This is a genomic window from Flavobacterium hauense (assembly GCF_054457175.1).
Genome location: NZ_JBTKVX010000009.1, coordinates 75,982 through 97,488, shown reverse-complemented (window position 1 = coordinate 97,488; position 21,507 = coordinate 75,982). Strand labels below are relative to the sequence as shown.

General features: G+C 40.9%; 21 protein-coding genes and 1 tRNA gene. 6 read left to right on the top strand and 16 right to left on the bottom strand.

The annotated features are described in order from the left end of the window. Positions 1-45: 45 nt before the first annotated feature. Together ACX0HA_RS08415 and ACX0HA_RS08410 are read right to left on the bottom strand one after the other, a co-directional pair. Positions 46-2,307 (bottom strand): T9SS type A sorting domain-containing protein, encoded by a 2,262-nt coding sequence (locus ACX0HA_RS08415; RefSeq protein WP_458844823.1) that lies wholly within the window; start codon positions 2,305-2,307, stop codon positions 46-48. 92 nt (positions 2,308-2,399) lie between these two features. Beyond that, positions 2,400-4,010 carry a T9SS type A sorting domain-containing protein gene (locus tag ACX0HA_RS08410; RefSeq protein WP_458844822.1) on the bottom strand — a complete coding sequence of 537 codons (1,611 nt, stop codon included), beginning with the start codon at positions 4,008-4,010 and terminating at the stop codon, positions 2,400-2,402. 120 nt (positions 4,011-4,130) lie between these two features. Here ACX0HA_RS08410 and ACX0HA_RS08405 point away from each other — a divergent pair, with 120 nt between their 5' ends. Then, positions 4,131-4,772 carry an O-methyltransferase gene (locus ACX0HA_RS08405; protein WP_458844821.1) on the top strand — a complete coding sequence of 214 codons (642 nt, stop codon included), beginning with the start codon at positions 4,131-4,133 and terminating at the stop codon, positions 4,770-4,772. Here the strand turns inward: ACX0HA_RS08405 and ACX0HA_RS08400 are convergent. From ACX0HA_RS08400 to ACX0HA_RS08355, 10 genes are all read right to left on the bottom strand, one after another. Further along, the gene (locus ACX0HA_RS08400) at positions 4,731-5,342 is read right to left on the bottom strand and encodes a phosphatase PAP2 family protein (protein WP_458844820.1); all 612 of its coding nucleotides are present in this window, start codon (positions 5,340-5,342) and stop codon (positions 4,731-4,733) included. The genes ACX0HA_RS08405 and ACX0HA_RS08400 overlap by 42 nt on opposite strands. 1 nt (position 5,343) lies before the next feature. Then, positions 5,344-5,637: a twin-arginine translocase TatA/TatE family subunit gene (locus ACX0HA_RS08395; protein ID WP_458844819.1), complete on the bottom strand. Its 294-nt coding sequence runs from the start codon at positions 5,635-5,637 to the stop codon at positions 5,344-5,346. Between the two features lie 91 nt (positions 5,638-5,728). Continuing rightward, entirely contained in the window at positions 5,729-7,993 is a 2,265-nt protein-coding gene (locus ACX0HA_RS08390; RefSeq protein ID WP_458844818.1) for a M1 family metallopeptidase, read from the bottom strand. A 10-nt stretch (positions 7,994-8,003) separates the two neighbouring features. Next, entirely contained in the window at positions 8,004-8,507 is a 504-nt protein-coding gene (locus ACX0HA_RS08385) for a DUF6702 family protein (protein WP_458844817.1), read from the bottom strand. 27 nt (positions 8,508-8,534) lie between these two features. Further along, complete coding sequence (locus ACX0HA_RS08380; protein ID WP_458844816.1) at positions 8,535-9,329, bottom strand: hypothetical protein; 795 nt, start codon at positions 9,327-9,329, stop codon at positions 8,535-8,537. Next, on the bottom strand, positions 9,319-10,110 hold the full coding sequence (locus ACX0HA_RS08375; RefSeq protein WP_458844815.1) for a peptidase associated/transthyretin-like domain-containing protein: 792 nt from the start codon (positions 10,108-10,110) through the stop codon (positions 9,319-9,321). Before ACX0HA_RS08375 ends, ACX0HA_RS08380 begins: the two co-directional genes overlap by 11 nt. 30 nt (positions 10,111-10,140) lie before the next feature. Next, a complete protein-coding gene (locus ACX0HA_RS08370) occupies positions 10,141-10,860 on the bottom strand; it encodes a hypothetical protein (RefSeq protein WP_458844814.1) in 720 nt (239 codons plus the stop codon). Next, positions 10,850-11,581 (bottom strand): hypothetical protein, encoded by a 732-nt coding sequence (locus ACX0HA_RS08365; protein ID WP_458844813.1) that lies wholly within the window; start codon positions 11,579-11,581, stop codon positions 10,850-10,852. Before ACX0HA_RS08365 ends, ACX0HA_RS08370 begins: the two co-directional genes overlap by 11 nt. Next, on the bottom strand, positions 11,571-12,329 hold the full coding sequence (locus ACX0HA_RS08360) for a hypothetical protein (RefSeq protein ID WP_458844812.1): 759 nt from the start codon (positions 12,327-12,329) through the stop codon (positions 11,571-11,573). The genes ACX0HA_RS08365 and ACX0HA_RS08360 overlap by 11 nt, the downstream gene beginning before the upstream one ends. Continuing rightward, on the bottom strand, positions 12,319-13,047 hold the full coding sequence (locus ACX0HA_RS08355; protein ID WP_458844811.1) for a hypothetical protein: 729 nt from the start codon (positions 13,045-13,047) through the stop codon (positions 12,319-12,321). Before ACX0HA_RS08355 ends, ACX0HA_RS08360 begins: the two co-directional genes overlap by 11 nt. A 72-nt stretch (positions 13,048-13,119) precedes the next feature. Between ACX0HA_RS08355 and pepE the strand changes: the two genes are divergently transcribed. Then, a complete protein-coding gene (gene pepE / locus ACX0HA_RS08350) occupies positions 13,120-13,827 on the top strand; it encodes a dipeptidase PepE (protein ID WP_458844810.1) in 708 nt (235 codons plus the stop codon). A gap of 45 nt (positions 13,828-13,872) precedes the next feature. On the opposite strand, the gene ACX0HA_RS08345 is transcribed toward pepE, so the two are convergent. Then, on the bottom strand, positions 13,873-14,133 hold the full coding sequence (locus ACX0HA_RS08345) for a hypothetical protein (protein ID WP_458844809.1): 261 nt from the start codon (positions 14,131-14,133) through the stop codon (positions 13,873-13,875). A gap of 77 nt (positions 14,134-14,210) precedes the next feature. Next, positions 14,211-14,283: transfer RNA gene (locus tag ACX0HA_RS08340), tRNA-Gly, on the bottom strand. Between the two features lie 331 nt (positions 14,284-14,614). Between ACX0HA_RS08340 and ACX0HA_RS08335 the strand changes: the two genes are divergently transcribed. Beyond that, positions 14,615-16,204, top strand: a complete 1,590-nt coding sequence (locus ACX0HA_RS08335) for a L,D-transpeptidase family protein (RefSeq protein WP_458844808.1) — start codon at positions 14,615-14,617, stop codon at positions 16,202-16,204. On the opposite strand, the gene ACX0HA_RS08330 is transcribed toward ACX0HA_RS08335, so the two are convergent. Next, positions 16,193-16,900, bottom strand: coding sequence for a murein L,D-transpeptidase catalytic domain family protein (locus ACX0HA_RS08330; protein WP_458844807.1), 708 nt, complete (start codon positions 16,898-16,900; stop codon positions 16,193-16,195). The two genes, ACX0HA_RS08335 and ACX0HA_RS08330, sit on opposite strands and share 12 nt — an antisense overlap. Before the next feature lie 334 nt (positions 16,901-17,234). Between ACX0HA_RS08330 and gpmI the strand changes: the two genes are divergently transcribed. Next, positions 17,235-18,755, top strand: a complete 1,521-nt coding sequence (gene gpmI / locus ACX0HA_RS08325; RefSeq protein WP_458844806.1) for a 2,3-bisphosphoglycerate-independent phosphoglycerate mutase — start codon at positions 17,235-17,237, stop codon at positions 18,753-18,755. 71 nt (positions 18,756-18,826) lie between these two features. Here the strand turns inward: gpmI and ACX0HA_RS08320 are convergent, their stop codons facing one another. Continuing rightward, the gene (locus ACX0HA_RS08320; RefSeq protein ID WP_458844805.1) at positions 18,827-20,101 is read right to left on the bottom strand and encodes an acetyl-CoA hydrolase/transferase family protein; all 1,275 of its coding nucleotides are present in this window, start codon (positions 20,099-20,101) and stop codon (positions 18,827-18,829) included. 135 nt (positions 20,102-20,236) lie between these two features. Here ACX0HA_RS08320 and map point away from each other — a divergent pair, with 135 nt between their 5' ends. Then, positions 20,237-21,055: a type I methionyl aminopeptidase gene (gene map, locus ACX0HA_RS08315; RefSeq protein WP_458844876.1), complete on the top strand. Its 819-nt coding sequence runs from the start codon at positions 20,237-20,239 to the stop codon at positions 21,053-21,055. A gap of 50 nt (positions 21,056-21,105) precedes the next feature. Beyond that, a complete protein-coding gene (locus tag ACX0HA_RS08310) occupies positions 21,106-21,495 on the top strand; it encodes a GxxExxY protein (RefSeq protein WP_458844804.1) in 390 nt (129 codons plus the stop codon). Positions 21,496-21,507 lie beyond the last annotated feature (12 nt).

Sequence of the window (21,507 nt, the reverse complement as noted above, 5' to 3'; positions counted from 1 at the left end):
AAGCAGTAACCTGTTTCCGGAGCGGCAATAAGAAAAATATTTAAATTATTGTTTGATCAGCTTATAATTGGCTGACTTTCCTGATACTGCATCTTTAACGCTAAGCATGTAAACGCCCGCTGCATTTGAGCTAATATCAAGACTACCCGTGTGATTGAAATTCCCGGTTTTAATTACCTGCCCTAGCATATTAGACAGCCTGTATTCAAGATTATTTTCAGCAATGATGTTGAAAATTCCCGAAGATGGGTTTGGATATATTTTAATTCCCGACCTGAATGCTGCATCATCTGTACCCAAAATATCAGTAAGCCTGAAGCTTACACTTTCCGAGTTGCCAAATGTATTACCTAAGTGTATCAATTCGCCTGCCTGGGTCTCCAGTTTATAAAATCCGGGGCCATAGTCACAGCAGATACCGTCTCCTCCAACATCATAAATAGTAAATGTATAACAGCCTGTTTGCGTAAGGTTAAACACTTGCGAAACACTGGCAAATTGCTGATAATTACCACCCGAATACACAACATTACCCGCTTCATTTTTAAGCTCCCATGATGTTTCGTCTGCAAAAACATCCGTTTGTAATTGAAACTTTACATTAGTAACAGGGAAAACCGTAATAATAAAGTTTGTCTGTGTAGTATCATCCGATGTATCCTGATCTGTCAGTCCGTTAGGCAATGTTACTGCCACAGACAGGGTATTTTCTCCCGAAATACCTGTAAGTTCAGGCAATTCGATATCTTCAGCCGTATTTATAACGAGGTCGCCGGTCCAGTTTATCACTGTAGGCTCTCCGTTAAAAGTATATGTAACCTGAGCTGAAGTAAGGTTTTGGGTTCCTTTGTTCACAAGACGTATAACAGGGTTAACACTTGTATCACAGCCTTCAAGCCCAAGCGCATGTATAGACACCCTGGCGTTTACAGCAAGTACAGACTGCACAGGATAACTATCAACAGTTATAGCATCGGTATTTGTAGGGTCAAGCCAGTCTTTCAGCCTTGTAGAAGATGTAGTTCCCGCACTCCAGGATTTACCAAATCTCCCATAGACATCTTCACCTCCATTATCAGTATTTCCATCACAGCCTGAGCTACCGCCATATAATTGCCCTATAATTCTGCCATCCTGGTTAAATAGCGGCGACCCTGACGAGCCTCCCTGAGTAACACCAAGATCCCAGTCAGCAACTTCCCACATAAATTCACCCTGATCGTTATTTAATATCGGAGCATTAAAATCCCTGCAGGCTTTCATAATATCGCCAGCCGGGTGGTGTATACCAAAGGTTGATTGCGCAGGCGTTTCACTTCTGTCCCATCCTGCCCAAACCAAATCCCAGTCAGACGGCATGTTGGCAGTAATCTGAAGTAGGCAAAAATCACTCTGTGCGCGCTTAGCTTTTAATTGTGCTCCACTTACCGTTTGGTAGTAGTTAGGCGCATTATCTGTACTTGGCTCGCTTCCGGCACATACCGGATTAGTGCTTATCCAGTTAAAACGGAAAGCCCACTGATTCACATCCTCATCCTCTGTACAATGGTTAGCCGTTAGAAAATAAGGAGTACCATTATTGCTCGTGTTATTAATAAGCGCTCCTGTACAAAATGCAGAATTTGCTACAATGATAAGCGCTACCGACTTTTTGTTTACATCTTTAAGACCGTCAATATCATCCATAAAGCAATTTACGTCATAGTTACAATTGCCCGAAGTGTTAAGCCCGTCGCTTGCATCTTTCTGCAAACTGCTTAATGATCTGTAACCGTGTACTACTTTAAATATTTCAAGCTTACCCTGCCCCGCTACATTGGCAGGCTCATAATACTCTATCCATATATCACTTCCGGTAACCAGCCAGGTACCAAGCTCTCTTTTTTCATTATTTTGCTGTGCATCATAGGCACCAAGCAAATCGGTCCTGTCGTTATTATACAGATACACTTTTGCACCTTTTGGCATGTAAAAATCGCTGAACAAAAAGTTCATGGTTTGAGCACCTTCAGAGTAGTAACGAATTCTCCAGACTTTATCGCCGTTAGCAAGTGTTGTCCAGTTTCCGCTATTCTTTAAATTATGGTCTACAAGAAACTCGAAGCCATAACGCCATGGTTTAGTTTTGTTCTTGTCGTTGACAGCATCTTCAGCCTGAAGTTTTGCTAGATCGACCGAAGGCATTTTATAGGCTTCAACCTTTTCAAAGCCTGTACCTTTCCAACCAAATGGTTTGCCCTCATTAGTCACCTGTGCCGAGGTTATACCCATCAGCATAAGTAGTATAAGTGTAAATTTTCTTTTCATATAATTTATTTAAAACGGCGTAAATATAATCGTAAATGTTATATTCCCTACTAAACGAAGGTTAAATGTTATAATTTTAAATATTTATCTCATTACTCTTTTACAAGTTTATGGTCAGTAACCTTACCTGATGCATCAGTCAGTACTAAAACATAAACGCCGGTTGCCGCTCCCGAAGCATCGAGTATATTATCCCCCTGAGCAAACTGGCCTTCGGCCATGAGCTGTCCTAATATATTAAAAAGTGTAAAGTGCGAAGCCGCCGGAAGCGTAACTGTAAATATCCCATCAGAAGGATTAGGATACACCATCAATGCAACCGGAACAACTGGCTCTCCCGAAGGTGTCCTGTAATTAACCGTAAGAGCATTTGTATTGGCAGGATCAAGCCAGTCCTTTAGCCTGGTAGAAGACGATGCGCCTCCTGTCCATGAAACATCAAACCTGCCATAAATATCAAAACCACCATTATCGGTAGTCCCTACACATTCCGATTCTCCTCCATATAATTGCCCTATTATCCTTCCATTATTATCAAAAAGCGGCGAACCGGAAGAACCACCCTCGGTCACACCCATGTCCCAATCGTTTACAACCCACATAAAAAGCCCATCGCTATTGTCTATAGATGGTGCATTTGCATCTTTGCAGGCTTTCATAATATCACCTGACGGGTGATGGATACCAAATGTAGATGACGGAGGTGTAGTATTCCTGCTCCAGCCAGCCCATACAAGATCCCATTCTGCCGGGAGTTCAGAAGTTAATTTTAAAAGGCAAAAGTCGCTGGCAGCGCTTTTGGCCTTCAGTTCTGCTCCGCTCACGGTCTGATAGTAATCAGGAGCGTTAGTAGTGCTTTTCGCATTCTGTGCGCAAACAGGATTTGGGCTGATCCAGTTAAAACGGAATGCCCAGTTAGTCACATTTCTGTTTTCGACACAATGATTAGCCGTAAGCAGGTATGGCGTACCGTCATTGGCAGTTGTATTGATCAAAGCCCCGGTACAAAAACTTGAATTATTGACAATGATAAGCCCAATAGCTTTTTTATTGATATCCTTTAGACTGTTGATAGCACCCATGTCGCAATTCACATCATAATTACACTTCCCCGAAGTATTCAGGTCATCATCAGGAGATTTTTGCATGTTGGCAACCGACCTGTAGCCGTGCACAACTTTAAATATCTCAAGCTTCCCCAGTCCTTTTACTGCGGCAGGTTCAAAATATTCTATCCATATATCTTCACCGCTTATAAGCCATGTACCCAATTCTCTTTTTTCATTGTTTTGGGCGGCATCATAAGCGCCAAGCAAATCGGTCCTGTCATTATTATATAAATATACTTTGGCGCCGGCCGGCATATAATAATCACTAAACAAAAAATTCATTGTCTTTGCTCCGGCAGACGTATACCTGATCCTCCAAATCCTGTCACCGTTTGCCAAAGTAGTCCACTCTCCGCTGTTGGCAAGATTATGGTCAACTGTAAACTCATAGCCGTAGCGCCATGCTTTGGTTTTATCCGCATCATTAATCTTGTCCTCTTCATTAAGTTTTGCAAGGTCAAATTCAGGCATTGCATTAGCCGCTACTTTTGATTTAGTCATAAATTCCCAACTGGCAGGTTTACCTGTATTGGTAACCTGGCCATAACCAAAGTAGAAAACACATAAAAGCAAAAAAGAATATAACCCCCTCATGACAACAATTTTAACACTGTAAAAATAACCGTTTTAACGTTATATCATAAACATCGGTAAACTTTCTGTTATAAGTTAACATTGACTTCTCATTTATTACCTTTGCTAAAAATCCATATTATGCATTTCATATCTGAAGAACTTGAAGATTATGCTGCTTTTCACAGCGAAAATGAACCAGGACTGTTAGCAGCACTTAACAGGGAAACCCATCAGAAGATATTACAGCCCCGCATGTTGAGCGGTCATTTTCAGGGAAGAGTACTAAGCATGATATCAAAGCTCGTTAATCCTCAGCATATCCTCGAAATAGGTACCTACACGGGCTATGCAACCCTATGCCTTGCTGAAGGCCTTCAGGAAAACGGTACAATGGACACTATGGACAATAATGAAGAACTGTACGATTTTCAGCGTAAATACTTTGACCTTTCTCCATGGAAAGATAAAATAACGCAACATTTAGGAAATGCTCTTGAGATGATTCCTTCTTTGGGCAAAAAATTCGATCTTGTATTTATTGATGCTGATAAAGAAAACTACATCAATTATTTCCACATGATCGTACCCCTTATGAACAAAGGCGGCATCATATTATCTGATAATGTATTGTGGAGCGGAAAAGTTTTAGAGCCTGTAAAAGCCAATGACAAAAGCACTAAAATACTTTTAGAATACAATCAGCTGCTTAAAGAAGACCCAAGGGTAGAAACAGTACTGTTACCCATTCGTGACGGGCTTACTGTTAGTAGGATGATCTAAATTTTCGTGTTGAGGAAAATATTTATTCCTCAGGAATACATATAATTTAAGCACAAGCCAGCCTGTAAACAATCCCCAGGCATAGCCCATAAGGATGTCTCCGGGATAATGGAGCCCAAGGTAAATACGGCTGTAAGCAAATATAAGCGGCCATAAAAAGAAGAACCCCATATATTTGAGGTAAGGCCTTAGTACCATATACAAAAAGAAAGCGGCAGCCATAGAGTTAGAAGCGTGCCCGGATATAAAACTGAACGACCTGCGGTGCTGGATAGCCCTGATAACACCTGCTATCTCGGGGTTATTGCCCGGTCGTAGTCTCTGGAAACCATTTTTGAAGAGATTAGTCGTCTGGTCGGTAAATGCAATCAGTAAAGCTACCATGCCTACTACAAGCAGCGCGTGGCGCCATCCCAATCTTTTAAAGGTAAGATAGGCGATAATGGCAAATACCGGAATCCAGTTTACCTGTTTGGTAATGAACTCCCAAAAAGGGTCAAAAAATTCAGAGCCAAGGGAGTTAAGGTAAACCAATGCATCCCTGTCCAGTTCCAGCAACTTTTCCAGCATATTATCTGATACGTTTTATAGGTCCCGACATATCTTCAATATCCTCCTTCACCTTATCTATCTCGCCGGAAATGTTTTTAGTAACATCATCGTTACCAATCTCGTTAAATGATTTTTTTATACCGTCTATATCAGCGCTCTTGTGTATCTCGCTTTTGATCTCGTTTGAGGCGTTCTTAAGCTGCTGCATTCCCTTACCAAGGGTGCGCGCAATTTCCGGTATCTTATCAGATCCGAAAAGCATAAGGACAACCAATATGATCAAGAGAAATTCTCCTCCTCCTATTCCAAACATAACTACAAAATTTAAAACCCAAAGGTAATTATAAATTACGTGTTTAATTTAAACACGGTTGTGGTTTTATGCTATTTAAACCTAATTTAACTTATTTACTTCCTTTTTTCTCTAACTGATCAAATTTTGAGACAGCCGCTTCAACAGGCCATACATTATTTGTCGTATCAACATCGGCAGTAAGCTGTTTAGGGTCGAGGGTAATTTTCTTCACCTGTTTATCTGTTGCAAATACACGCGATGCTGTTTGGTTATTCTTCCTCCATATCTGTGCAGGGAAGGTGTAATTCCCGACAGTACCATCTTCAAATGTAAGCTCAACAATAATAGGCATCAGCATATCGCCCGGCTTATTAAAGCTTACCTCATAAAAATAGTTGGGCGCTTTCAGTTTTGCCCTTTCTTCGGCAGTAAACTTTTCCAAAAGATAATCTTCCAGCAGCTTTACATCTTTCGCGTCCAGTGCTTTCTTGTCACGGTTTTTTAAGTCAGCCTCATCGGCAACCATATACACAAAAGGCCCTTTTTCTTTATCAAATCTGCCTTTTTTAATATTCACATCCTTCAGGCTTTCAGGCTGCTTTTCGGTAACATAGTATTGTTTTACTTCCTGAATCCCCATATCTACATAATCGGTAGTATAAAACCACCCCCTCCAGAACCAGTCCAGGTCAACTGCCGAAGCGTCTTCCATGGTCCTGAAGAAATCTTCAGGCGTAGGGTGCTTGAACTTCCAGCGGTTAGCATAGGTTTTAAAAGCATGATCAAACAATTCTTTACCCATAACCACCTCACGCAGCATGTTAAGCCCTGTTGCAGGCTTTGCATAAGCATTGGAGCCAAATTGATGGATAGCTTCAGAATTTGTCATAATAGGCTCAAGGAATTTTTGGTCGCCACTCATGTAAGGTACAATTTTCGAAGCAGGACCGCGTGCTGACGGATAGTTAGCATCATATTCCTGTTCTGTCAAATATTGCAGAAAGGTATTAAGCCCTTCGTCCATCCACGTCCATTGCCTTTCATCAGAGTTCACGATCATCGGGAAGAAGTTATGCCCAACCTCGTGTATGATAACGCTCATGTTGCCCCATTTAATCCTGTCGCTCACAAAGCCTTTTTCGTCAGGCCTTCCATAATTCCAGCATATCATTGGGTATTCCATTCCCTGATCTTCGGCTGATACTGATATCGCTTTAGGATAGGGGTAATCAAAAGTATATTTTGAATAGGTCTTTAGCGTATGCGCAACTACTTTAGTCGATGTTTCTCCCCATAATGGGTTTGCCTCTTTAGGATATAGCGATATAGCCATCACTGTCTTTTCAGACAGTTTTACCGCCATTGCATCGTAAATGAATTTTCGTGAAGTAGAGAACGCAAAATCCCTTACATTCTTAGCATTGAACTTCCATGTTTTCTTTTGTGCAGCAAATCCTTTTTCAGATTTCTCTGCTTCTTCCTGTGTAACGATAACTACAGGCTTATCATAGGATTTTGTCGCCAACTCATAACGTTTCAGTTGCTCAGGAGTCAGTACCTCAGCCCTGTTCATAAGGTCTCCGGTACCATCCATGATATGATCGGCAGGCACGGTAATGTTCACTTCAAAGTTACCGAATGGAAGCGCAAACTCTCCCGCACCCCAAAACTGCATGTTCTGCCAGCCTTCAACATCATTGTAAACTGCCATGCGTGGATAAAACTGCGCAATAACGTATAAATTATTATTGTCCTTATCAAAATGCTCATAACCGGAACGGAAACCATGTACACGATAATTATTGATAGTATACCACCATTTAATTGAGAAGGAAACCTTAGCACCCGGTTTTAGCGGTGTTGGCAGGTCAATTCGCATCATGGTCTGGTTTATGGTATAGGGCAGCGCTTTACCCGCCACATCCTGCACATACTCTATATTGAATCCTCCCGGAAAGCCTTCCTCAAAATAACGTCGCGAAAAAGCATCCGGCTTATACGCCTGATCCATTTTCTGGCTTTCCACTAACTTTGACTTAGAATCTTTTGCCTGTTGATTCTGATCCAGCTGCACCCATAAATAATCAAGAGTTTCAGGCGAATTATTATGGTAAGTAATCGTTTCCCTGCCTAGTATCTTTGTATTCTTATCATCCAGCTCTATATCCATCTTATAGTCAGCCTGCTGCTGATAATAGGCCGGACCCGGCGCTCCGGATGCTGTACGGTATGAATTGGGCGTTGCCAGAAGATCATACATCTGGCTAAACTTATTATTGTCTTTATGACCCGGCTCACGCTTTTGCACCGTGGTTTCCTGAGCTGTTAACTGCATTACCGAAAACAACGACAGCGTATATAATAGTTTCTTCATAATCCTGATTTTAAAATTCCAGCAATCCTTCGCTTGTATCATTAGTCAGCAAAAGGCTTTTTTTGTTACCTTTTACATTACCATGAATTATATTTTGCTGGTCTTCATACATTTCTAAAAGAACTGTGTTGCTTACTGTTACTGACTTTACAGCACTTTCGGCCGGCAAAGTAAAATAACAAATAAGTATATCTTCTTCTGTTTCTTTTGCTAAAAATTTAATTGCTTTCTCTTTACCGTTAATCTTTATATGCAGTTTATCGGTAATATATTTTTTTACATACTCATCAGCATCAGCCGCCTCTGTAGAAGTGCCAATGTAAAGATTCTTTTTATATTTCTTTTTGAGAGCTGCTTCAAGGTCATCAATAAAAATGCGCGAAGTCATTTGTATTTCTTTTTTAGCAGGCATATAATTGAGCTGAAATACCGACACATAATATTTGTGTAAAGCTGCTGACGTAAGTGTCAGGACAAACATCAGCAGGCAGCAGTATGTGGCAATTTTTCTCATCGCCCCAAATGTAGTAAACTTAATGATTTATTTACTGTTTTTTAAATATTCAGAGCTCTGGTTTACAAGATAATCAGTAAGCTCAAATTCATATTTAGGATTCAGCATCCAGGCCGTCTCTTCTCCTTTATCGCAATAAATAAGAAAAAGACCTATCTGATCATTTGGTATTTTGAGCATATTAGTAAAGAAGTGGTGCGTAAAGCGCTCTTTCACATCTTCAGAAAAAGTCTTTCCATTGTTATTCGCATAGATTACGCCTTTATCACTTCGTTTTTTCTTTTTGAAGATCATCTTGTACACCTCTCCAAAATTAACCCCTGTCAAAGGGCTCCCCAGAACATTAGTAGGCAGTGCCGTATTTGGATTAGCCTCAGGTCTTAAAGTAGGGTCATTTGCTATAATTGCTCCCGAACTCATGCCACCGGTAATGTTCTTTGTTTTTGTTTTCCGGCTGTCACTTTCAAGGGTTCCCGTTAGTACATTTGGGGTAATTATTAATTCCTTTAGCGTTGTAACCTCAACATTAAGCTTAATAAGCAGTTTCTTTTCCAGGAAATGCTCTCTTTTAAGTACAAGCTGTGCTGCATGAACTGTAATTCCCGAAAACAGCAAGGTGTCGCCGGAACGCGCATAAATGGCAAAGTCACCATTATCATCTGTTACCGCACTTATCCTTGAGGTCATATTGAGCACTGTAAGATTCTCAACCTTTAATGAATCTGCCACGACCCGTCCGGCCAATATCTTTCGGGGTTCCTTTTGGGCTATAGCCAGCAGAGGAAGTAACATTACTGCAAAAAGTAAGATTTTAGTTTTCATTGGCTTCATATTGAATTATAAATTTACTATATCTTTCTTTAAGATAAGCAATAAGTTCCTGTTCATTTTTTGGATCGATCAAATACCGCTTTGCAGTGTCATTACAGGAAATCAGGAACAGTGCAAGCCTTTCCCTGGGTATTTTTATAGTGTCTGTAAAAAAAGACTCCGGGTAACTTTCCCTCAGGATTTTAGAAAATGATATTTGCTCAACCGATGATGGCCTGTAAGCAGCTTTGCCCCCGGACGGTTTTGAATGCGACGATTCAGGAGACATAGCAGAGTAAACAGCACCGGCTACAGCCCCCAAAATAGAAATAAAATCCAAATTCATATTTGGATTATTGTTCACCCTGCCTAAGTTGAGTGCAGCAGCATCAAAATCGTCTTTAAATTTATCATTCAGTAATAGCACATCAGTGTTTTTGCTATCAATATACAGGCTGCCTGTAAGGCCGCTGAGCGCAATCTCATCCAATAAAATTGCCGACGGCACCAGCCTTACGACAAAAAGTTCCTCTTTTATATCTTTAGCACTAAGGGTATGGGTAACCGTAGTAAAAGTAATGCAGGAAAACTCAAGCACATCCCCCTCTTTTGCGTTGATAATAAAGCTTCCGCTTTCATTACCATTTGCTGTGGCATTTGTAGTAAGGTTTTTTACGATAAGGAATTCAACTGTAGTTTCATCAGATATGGCTTTACCATGTAAAGATGGCCGGTCTTGCGCAAGCCCGAGCAAAGGGAGAACAAAACAAGTAATTGCAATAAGATTTTTCATTGGTATAGGTTGGATTGGATGATGTCATTTTTATTGCCTGCCTTCCTGCTGTAGTTCAAGATATTTCTTAGAAAGTCCCAGCATTAAAAAGTCGGCATAGGTTTTATTTTTGGCTTTCACTGCAACAATAAGCTCACTGTTTTCTACGAGATAATACATAAAGCCCTTTACCTGCTCCTTTGGTATATTGAACTGCTCATTGATGTCTTCTTCATCATACATATCCTTGATCCCTTCAAAAATCACCTCCTGTTTTTCGGTAGCATATGCCCGTTTCAGCATTTTCATACGGCCTGAAATAACATTGATAAGTGCAACCAGCCCGATGGAACCATAACCCGCAGTATACAGCCTTCTTTCAGCTACGGTATACCTTTTTTGGTTTGCAGGCACCATACCTAATGAGACCGTATTCACATTACCATATTTGGTTATAACTACTTCGTCAAGCTCAGCCACTTTATAATTTACCGAGACAACATAGGGCATGTTCTTAAACGAATCGGCATTAAGCATAAACTCACGCACCATGATCTTTGTATTATAAACCACCAGCACATCGTCGGGTTTTGCAGCGATAGAAAATGTACCCCCGGCGTCCGTTTTTGTTTCTATCCCAGTAACTTTATTAATCACAAAAGCATTGCCTACACCCACCCTGCCTGAAACAACTCTTCCTTTTAGCTGTTGGGCAAATGCCACAGTGCACACAAAACAAAACAGTAAAACATATCGTAATTTATTTACCATTCTCCTGCAGCTTCAGATATTCTTTAGACAATTCCATTAACATAAAATCAATATACCCTTTATTCTGAGCTTTGAGAACAGCTGCAAATTCTTTATTCTCTGCCAGGTAATACCTGAAACCGTTTACCTGATCCTGTGGTATGCTATATTTGGCAACAATTTCTTCGTCACTGTACAACCCTTTCATTATGTCAATGGCTCCTTCCTGTTTTTCCGATTCGTATGCCCTCTTCAGCATACGTGTACGGCCGGATATCGCATTGATTATCGGGTCAAGCCCTATTACAGTACCTACCGTAAAATTTCCTGCAGTATATAACCTGCGTTCTGCAACCGTCCTGCGTTTCTGCCCTTTTGGGACAATACCTAACGATTCGGCATTAATATGGCTGTATTTATTGATAACCACCTCGTCAAGTTCTACAGAATTATAGTTCACACTGATAACATAAGGCGAGGCTTTTAATGCGTCAGCAATCAGGGAGAACTCCCTTACAATGGTTTTAGTACTATAAACAACAATCCTGTCTCCTGCTTTGGCCGTAAGATCAAAATAACCTTTGTAATCAGTCTTAACTTCGGTTCCGGCGGTCTTGTTAATCACAAATACACCGCTTACACCATTGTTGCCCGACATAACCCTGCCAGGAATTGTCTGCCTTTCCTGCGAAAAAGCAGCAAAGGTTACAAACAACAATACCATGTAAAGCCTACTTTTCATCTTTAATTAATTCTAAGTATTTCACTGCAAGACCTGATATAAGGAATTGCATTAAAGTTTCGTTGTTTTCTTTAGCAGCACGGGCAAAATCTGCATCTTCGACAACATAAGACAGGAAGCCTTTTGCATATTCTTTGGGTACTTTGAAAAAAGAAACAATAGTTTGTTCATCATATAGATCGTATAAAGTTTCCATCCTTTTTTCTTTATTCTCAGATTCCAAAGCCCTTTCCATCGATCGGGTTCTCCCACTAATCTTATTGATAATTCCATCCGTTGGAACAACAACATTTAACCACAACGTACCTGTAGTTGAATTCATGAACACTTCCGGGGCATCTCCATAAGCTACACTAAGACGCTTTTCAGCCACAGTATACTGTTTCTGATCTGCTGGGACAATCCCAAGGTCCACAGCATTTATTTTATTATATTTAGTTACAACTACCTCTTCAAGCTCATATGTATCAAATTTTATTATCAACCCCGAACTGAAATCAGCTTCAGTAACAATTATTGTTTTTGACCTTGCAAGTGCTACCACTAGGGTATCCTTTGGTTCTGCCAAAAGATTAAACTCCCCTTTCTCGTTTGTTTTTACTTCACGTTGTGAAGAAATATTCACAATCAGAACATCTTTAACAGGTAATGAACCATTTATTATTTTCCCAAATAGAGGCTGTCTTTTTTGGCCGATAGCAAAATGAGCTATAAAAAAAACTAAAACAAGCAGCAGCTTATTCTTCATTCTTTAAAAGTTCAAGGTATTTTCCCGACAGACCACTCATCAGAAATCTTGCCATGGTTTCATTTTTATTTTTAAGCGCCCTCGCAAAATTTGAATCTTCAACCAAAAAGTACACAAACCCTCTTACATACTCTTTCGGAATATTAAATTTACTAATGAGTTCTTCCTCTGTATAAATATAGTCAATTTCCTCCATTAAGTTTTCTTTTTTAGCGGTTTCATTGGCCTTAGCCAACATTTTAGTCCGCCCCGAAAGTGCATTAAATAAAGGATCCAGCCCCATCGGATTCATTTTAGAAGCACTGGCAGTGAGCAGCCTTTTTTCAGAAGGCGTATATTTCTTTTGCCCTTTAGGCACAAGACCCAGCGATTCGGCATTGATGTGGCTGTAATTCACAATAACAAGCTCATCAAGCTCATGTACATATTTCTCTACAGGAACGATCAGCAATGCAGACTTTACATCGTCTTCTATCAATACAATTTCTTTGGCTACAATATTTACAGCGGAAAAAATAATGGTATCAGTAGCTTTTGCCGAAATAGTAAAATAACCACCCCGTGTTGTGGTAACCGACAGGTCGGCAGTTTTATTGATTACGTAGATACCCTCGAGATCTTCGGTATCCGATTTGATTTTTCCGTTAAGAGGGGAGCGTCCCTGGGCTGAAAGCACTGTTGATGCAGCCATGGAAACCAGGAAAAATAAATTTTTCAAGTACGTGAGTTTAGGTGATTAATGTATTAAGCGGAAAGCCGTAACTTTACCTCTTCTTAGACTATTAAACGAATGAAAAAACTTATTATTGCGAGTACTTCCACATTACACGGGGGTGCCTACCTGGAATATTTACTACCTGCGCTCGAGGTGCATTTCAAAGATTGTAAATCATTACTTTTTATGCCTTATGCAAGGCCGGGAGGCATTAGTCATGATGATTACACTAAAAGGGTAGCCGAGACATTTGCAGCGATAAACATAACGGTTAAAGGACTTCATGAATTTAACAATCCCGAAGAGGCTGTAGCCAATGCCGAAGCTATATTCACCGGAGGCGGAAATACCTTTTTACTGGTTACGCAGCTGTACCAAAATAATGTTATGACAGCCATACAGAAAGCAGTAAACAATGGGACTCCCTATTTGGGAAGTAGTGCCGGCAGCAACATAACAGGCCTGACAATGCAAACCACTAACGACATGCCTATCATTTATCCGCCAAGCTTCAACACACTTGGGCTGATACCTTTTAACCTTAACCCGCATTATCTTGACCCCATTGAGGGATCTACTCACATGGGCGAGACAAGGGAAACAAGGATTAACGAATTTCATACAATAAACCCTCAGCCCGTACTTGGATTGCGCGAAGGCAGCTGGCTTGAGGTACATGGCGACAAAATAACCCTGAAAGGCGATTTGCAGGCAAGGCTTTTCCGCCAGGGAATGCAGCCGGAAGAACTTGAAACAGGAAGTGATTTATCTAAACTTAGATAACAAAAAAGCTCTCGATTGCAATTGAGAGCTTTTTTGTTTGTATTATTAAAGCTGCATGGTGTAAAGATACATTCCTACGGTAAGCGCTATACTTATTCCTACCATAATAATAAAAATGACAAGTCTCTGTTTTGATATTTGCTTTAACTTATACAAATAATATACTACACTGAACGACATGGCCAATAACAGCGCCAAAAAAGCGAGCTTAACTTCAGAACTAAGGTCAAATAATGAATTGACAACAGCATAAAATAAAACCATAATTAAAGGCAGCAACCGTAATTTAGAAGATGTATTTCTCATGCACACGTGATAAGTCCAATTCCTTAAAAAAATTATATAAAAAAAGCCCAAACTTATGTTTGGGCTTTTTAACGCAGAGCGGAAGACGAGGCTCGAACTCGCGACAACCAGCTTGGAAGGCTGGAGCTCTACCAACTGAGCTACTTCCGCGTTATTGTGGTGCAAATATACAACCACTTTCCATATTCGCAAACTTTTCAATGAAAAAAAACGGAGGTTTTTCAAGCAACACCATTTAAATTATTTATTACTAATTTGTTACCTCATTAAAAAAATTACATTTTTCATCAAAAAAATGTTCGCATCCGCTTTTACAACAAAACCTTATGATTGCATTTATTAAAGGCTTCATAGATGTTCTTTTTCATATAAAATCACCCAAAACCAACTTTAACCTCTCTTTCACAAAGAATTACATTATTCACAACACATCGGCGCGCATAGTTTTGTAATTTTAATACACCGCTAAATTCAATCACAAATGAAGACAGCTGCCCTACTATCGCTATGTTTTGTCCTTCTTTTCTCTTCCTGTAAAAATACTGCTGGAGTAAAAGAAACACGACCTGAAGCTGTGGCCAACACACAGCACCTGAAAAATATTGCCCACCCTATAGATAACGATCTGCTGGATGACGCCACCAAGGGCGTTAAAGACTTTTACAAGGCAAATGAGTTCAATACGGTCTGGACCGAAGAAAAAAACCGCCTTGAACTGCTTCAGTCCATTAACGAATCTTCAAAAGACGGACTATTACCTTCAGACTACAATATTGCAGTTTTACAACAATACGAAAACAACATTAGCATTACCCAGGAGCAATGTATTGAATATGATATCCTGCTTACCCAATCCTTCCGTAAGCTGGCAAATCATCTTTTTAAAGGCAAGCTTATTCCCTATAAAGTCTATTTTGACTGGGCATTGCCATCAAAAAACCTCAACAGCAACCAATTGCTCACCGAAGCCCTGAAAAATAATTCGGTAAACGAAACACTGGCAAAATGCAGGCCTACCCATAAAATATACAACAGTCTTCGCGAAGGGCTTGCCTACCTGAACAGCCTGCCCAACGATAAAGATTTTAAAAACATCGCCACAAAAGGCGCTGTAAAGCTGAAAGACTCCGGCGCTGTAGTAATCGAAATTAAAAACCGCCTTGCCTACTGGAAAGACCTTGATGCCGAAAACGTCAAAGGAAATGTTTATGACCGTAAGACCATGAGAGCCGTTAAGCACTTTCAGAAACGTCATGGCATTTATCCTGACGGCATAGTGAGCGGCCGCACGCTGGAATGCTTAAACACCAGCCTTGATAAACGTAAACAACAGGTAATCGCGAATCTGGAAAGATGGCGATGGTTTGCTTATGATTTTGGCGAAAAAGCACTGCTCATAAACATTCCCGAGTTTCAGATGGCAGTACTGGAAAAGAATGACACTATTGAGGTATATAAAGTTGTTGTGGGCAAGCCGGAAAGAAGGACTCCGGTATTGCATGCTGTACTGAACAATCTTGTGGTGAACCCCACATGGACAGTCCCCCCTACTATACTTAAAGAAGACCTTACACCTTCCGCAACTAAAGACAGGAGCTATTTCGCAAGCCACAACATGAAGATTTACAAACACCGTGATACGGTAGAAACATCTCCCGAAGACTGGGATCCTGAAAAAGCCGACCATTATCGCTATGTACAGGGGCCGGGCATGAATAATTCACTTGGCCTGGTAAAATTCAATTTCAGGAACAGCTTTTCTGTTTATCTGCACGACACCAACCACAGAGAACTTTTCCGTAAAGGCTACAGGGCATTGAGTTCAGGCTGCGTGCGTGTGCAAGACCCTTTAAAACTTGCCGGCTATGTGCTGGAAAAAGAAGAAGCCGACTGGACTAAAGAGAAACTTGATGAAATGATCGCATTGGGAGAAACAAAAAACGTGAATCTCAAAAAAGGGACTCACGTTCATCAGTTATATTGGACCGCCTGGATGGACCAGGGCGGATTGCAGTTCAGGAATGATGTCTATAATCTCGACGCTGTGCTTTACAAAAAACTACGAAAGTAGTTTAGATGATGTAGCATAGCTTTGTGAAGGATGATAGATAAAAAGGCATGATTTGTTTTTTATCAGGTCAATCACTTCTTTGTTAAGAGCAGGTGGCAATGCAGGGCATCCCTGGCTTCTGCCTAATCTTTTGTGTGCTTTGATGAAACCTTCGGTTACATAATCGGCAGCGTGCATAACTACAGCTCTGTTTCTGGCATTGTTGTTAATACCCTGCTCCAGCCCGTCAAGACGAAGCGAAGTACCGTGCTTACCCTGGTAAATTTCGCCTGTAGCATAAAAGCCAAGGCTGCTTTTGTTAGAGCTTGAAGCATTAGAGAAAGCCGTAGCAAACTCGTCGCCACTGTTTCTGCCATGCGCTACAAGAGTATTATATAGTACAGTGTTGGTCGCCATATCAATAATCCAAAGCCTTTTAGTATTAGAAGACTGGCTGAAATCGATAAGCGTTAAAAGGTCTTTTTTGATCTTGCCTTCAGCCTTAAGCTTCTTGAAACCGTTCATTGCTTTCTGGAAGCATTCAAACTTAGGCATAGACAAAGAATGTGACTTGATCATGTTGTACGCTGATACTGTTTCGGATACAGCATTTGCTTCTGCATTAATTGATTTTGCAGCTGTTTCGGCGTGTTTTGGTGTTGTTGCGGTAACTGTAAAGAACAAAAAGAAAACCGACGTAAAAAAGTTGTAAACCATATTTAATCTAGTAGTTGTGTTTTTGACAGGCTGCTAAAATAGTTAAAGAAATCTTAAACAAAAAATAGCAACACTGTTAAAATCAATTATTTAACATTTATCATTTGGCAGGCCCCTTCCCGGACTGTGCCTCTCTTATCATTAATAATCTTCACTATAACGGTCTCGTAATAAAGATATTGCACCAATCTTAATTTTTTTATAAATTTTATGCAAATCGATACTTAAACAGAATGCCGTTACTACATAACTGGGCAAATTATAGTAATTTTAGCCCTTCGATACGGGTTAATAATAACCCAAAATCGTGCCAAAAAAACATAATATATTGAAAATGAACAAAAAAGTAATCCTAATGATACTTGATGGTTGGGGGAAATCGCCAGACCCTAAGGTATCAGCCATAGACAATGCCAACACCCCGTTTATAGACAGCCTGTACACAAATTACCCTAATGCATCCCTTCGCACCGACGGGCTAAATGTGGGCCTTCCCGAAGGACAGATGGGCAACAGCGAAGTAGGCCACATGAACCTTGGTGCCGGCCGAATCGTGTACCAGGATCTTGTAAAAATAAACCTAGCAGTACAAAACAATACACTTGCTACAGAAAAGCCTCTTGTTGATGCTTTTAACTATGCAAAAGAAAATAATAAAAATGTACACCTGTTAGGACTGGTATCTAATGGTGGCGTACACTCTCATATAGATCACCTGAAAGGGCTTGTAGATGCAACACAGGCGGCAGGCGTAGAAAATGTATTCATACACGCTTTTACTGACGGACGTGATGTTGACCCAAAATCGGGGGTATTCTTTATCTCTGAGCTTGAGAACCATATTAAAAACACCAATGCGAAACTTGCATCTATGATTGGCCGCTATTATGCCATGGATCGCGACAAACGCTGGGAAAGGGTAAAGCTTGCTTATGACCTGCTGGTTAATGGCGAAGGCACACCTTCTACAAATGCGGTTGACAGTATTCATAACAGTTATAACGAAGGCATTACCGATGAGTTCATCAAGCCGGTTGTAATGACGGATGATGCAGGAAAGCCTCTGGCAACCATTCAGGAAGGTGATGTGGTTATTTTCTTCAACTTCCGTACTGATCGCGGAAGACAGCTTACCGAAGTACTGAGCCAGTATGACCTGCACGAGCAGAACATGCACAAACTGAACCTATACTATGTTACCATGACCAATTATGATGATAACTACACAGGGATCCACGTTGTATATGACAAAGACAATCTTACCGAAACACTTGGCGAAATAGTATCGCGCAACGGCAAAAAGCAAATACGCATTGCCGAAACCGAGAAATACCCTCACGTAACTTTCTTCTTCTCTGGAGGCCGTGAAGAACCTTTTGAAGGAGAAAAGCGACTGCTTTGTCCTTCGCCAAAAGTGGCTACATACGACCTTCAGCCTGAAATGAGCGCTTTTGACCTTAAAGATGCGCTTGTACCGGAGCTTAAAAAAGGTGAAGTAGATTTTGTATGCCTTAATTTTGCCAATGGCGACATGGTAGGCCATACCGGTGTTATGGAAGCCGCCATCAAAGCCTGTGAAGCTGTTGATGCCTGTGTCAAAGAGGTTATTGGGGCAGCCCTGGACAATGGGTATACCACAATAGTAATTGCCGATCACGGTAACTGCGAAACGATGATAAATCCTGATGGAAGTCCGAATACAGCTCACACCACTAATCCGGTGCCGATCATTCTGGTCGATAAAGACCTGAAACACGTTAAAGACGGTGTATTAGGCGACATCGCTCCTACCATCCTTGACCTGATGGGTCTTGAGCAGCCTGCTGCCATGACAAGGCATTCGTTGGTTTCCTAAAAGCTAATAAGAGACTTAGGTATTAGTGCTTAAGATAAAGCAAAAGGCCTGCAATTATGCAGGCCTTTTGCTTATAGTTTTTTCAGCGATTCATAATACGCTTTATCAATTGTTTCCCTGTGATCAGGATGTGCAATATTAGTCATTGCCACCGCGCGTTGTTTTAGCGTCTTGCCATAAAGATCGGCAATACCATATTCGGTAACCACATACTGAACATGAGCACGGGTGGTAACCACACCGGCACCCTGTTTCAGGAACGGCACGATCTTACTTTCACCATTTTTAGTAACCGAAGGCAATGCTATAATAGCCTTACCACCTTCACTAAGTGATGCCCCGCGAATGAAGTCCATCTGGCCTCCTACCCCTGAATACATTTTAGACCCGATAGAATCGGCACATACCTGCCCGGTAATATCCACCTCAATAGCCGAATTTATCGCTACCATTTTAGGATTACGACGGATGACTGCAGTATCATTCACAAAAGAAGATTCACGCATCGAAATGAATGGGTTATCGTTTACAAAATCATACAAACGCTGGGAACCAATTAAAAATGTAGCCAGCGCCCTGTTCTTGGTCACTCCTTTATATTTGCAGTTGATCACTCCTTTTTCGATCAGGTCAATTACCCCATCCGAAAACATCTCGGTATGCAAGCCAAGATTTTTATGATTGGTAAGTTTTGCCAGTGCGGCATTGGGTATAGACCCTATTCCCATCTGAAGGGTGCTTTCGTCTTCAATAAGTGATGCTACAAATCCTCCAATCAGTGCTTCCTGATCGGTTATTATATCAGTTCCATGCCCGTAAAGCGGCATATCGACCTCAACCAGATAATCAATAGCCGAAAGACTGATAACACTATCGCCAAAGGTGCGTGGCATCTGAGGGTTGACCTGCGCAATAACGATCTTAGCCATCTCAATAGCGGCTTTTGTTGCCTCAACCGAAACTCCCAATGAGCAATATCCATGGCTATCAGGAGGAGAAACGTGTATAAAAACAACATCGAGCGGTACAATATTCTTTCTGAACAATCGGGGTATCTCACTAAGGAAAACCGGAGTATACGAACCATTGCCGGCAGTAAGGGTATGCCTAACATTTTTGCCTATAAAAAAGGAATTGACATGAAAACTATCTTTTAATGCCGGATCGGCATAAGGGGCTTCACCTTCGGTATGCATATGGCAAACCTCTACATCGCGTAGTTCATGTGCTCTTTCGGTTAACGCCTTAGTTAAAACCGTTGGTGTTGCGGCAGCTGCCTGAACATATATCCTGTTACCTGACTGTACTACTTTTACGGCTTCGGCCGCAGTTACATATTTACCCATATTGTAAAATATTTTAAGCAAAATTAGCTTCCCATAAAGTTATAAAATATGACATAACTCATGTAAACAACCGCATTTAAATTATTTCGATTGAATGTTGTACTTTTGCCGTGGAAAAAATATTAGAGCATGAGCATGATCATCCCAAAAACGAGCGAAGAAATTGAACTGATGCGCCAAAGCGCACTTATTGTTTCTAAAACATTAGGCATGATTGCCTCTGAAATAAAACCGGGTGTCACTACACTTCACCTGGACAAGCTTGCTGAACAGTTTATCCGTGACAATGGTGCTGTTCCCGGCTTTCTTGGCCTATATGGCTGCCCGTCTACACTACTTACCAGCGTAAACGAACAAATCGTTCACGGACTGCCTACTAACCGCCCTATCGAAGAAGGCGATGTGGTATCGGTAGACTGTGGAGCTATCATGAACGAATTTTATGGCGACCATGCCTACACTTTTGAGATAGGCGATGTTGCGCCAGAAACAAAAAAACTGCTTCAGGTAACCAAAGAGTCGCTTTATGTGGGTATCCGCGAATTTAAAGCCGGAAACCGCGTTGAAGACGTTGGTAATGCCATCCAAAAATTCACCGAAGCCGAAGGGTATGGTGTAGTGCGCGAACTTGTAGGCCACGGCCTTGGGCGCAAGATGCACGAAGCTCCCGAAATGCCAAACTATGGCAAACGCGGCCGCGGAAAACTTTTTGTGGAAGGAATGGTTGTTGCCATCGAACCAATGATCAACATGGGTACTAAAAACATCAAACAACTTAAAGACGGCTGGACTATTGTTACACGCGATGGTAAACCAAGTGCCCACTTTGAACATAACGTTGCCTTAGTAAACGGCAAGCCGGAACTACTTTCAACCTTCGCCTATATTTATAAAGAGCTGGGTATCGTTAGTAATGAAGAGGATGAGTTCCGTAAACAACCTCTTACGGTTTAAAGCTATTCCACAAAGATTCGCAAAGAAGTCACAAAGACACACAAAGATTTATGGACGCAGATAAACTATCAAACATAGTTCTCGGATTAGCTATTGAGGTTCATAAAAACCTTGGCCCGGGTCTTTTAGAATCTGCATATTGCGAATGCCTTTCTTACGAAATCAAAAACTGTGGCTTATATGTAGAAAGCCAAAAAGCTTTACCTATAATTTACAAAGACATTAAACTTGAACATGGTTACAGGATTGACCTGCTTGTTGAGAACAAGTTAGTACTTGAACTTAAAACTGTAGAATGTTTTACCGATGTTCATTATGCTCAAATACTGACATATCTCAAACTGGGCAATTATCCATTAGGATTATTGATTAATTTTCACACCAAAACGCTTAAAGAAGGCATCAAACGTTTCATAAATCAAAAAGCCACGACAACTTAGTGACCCTTTGTG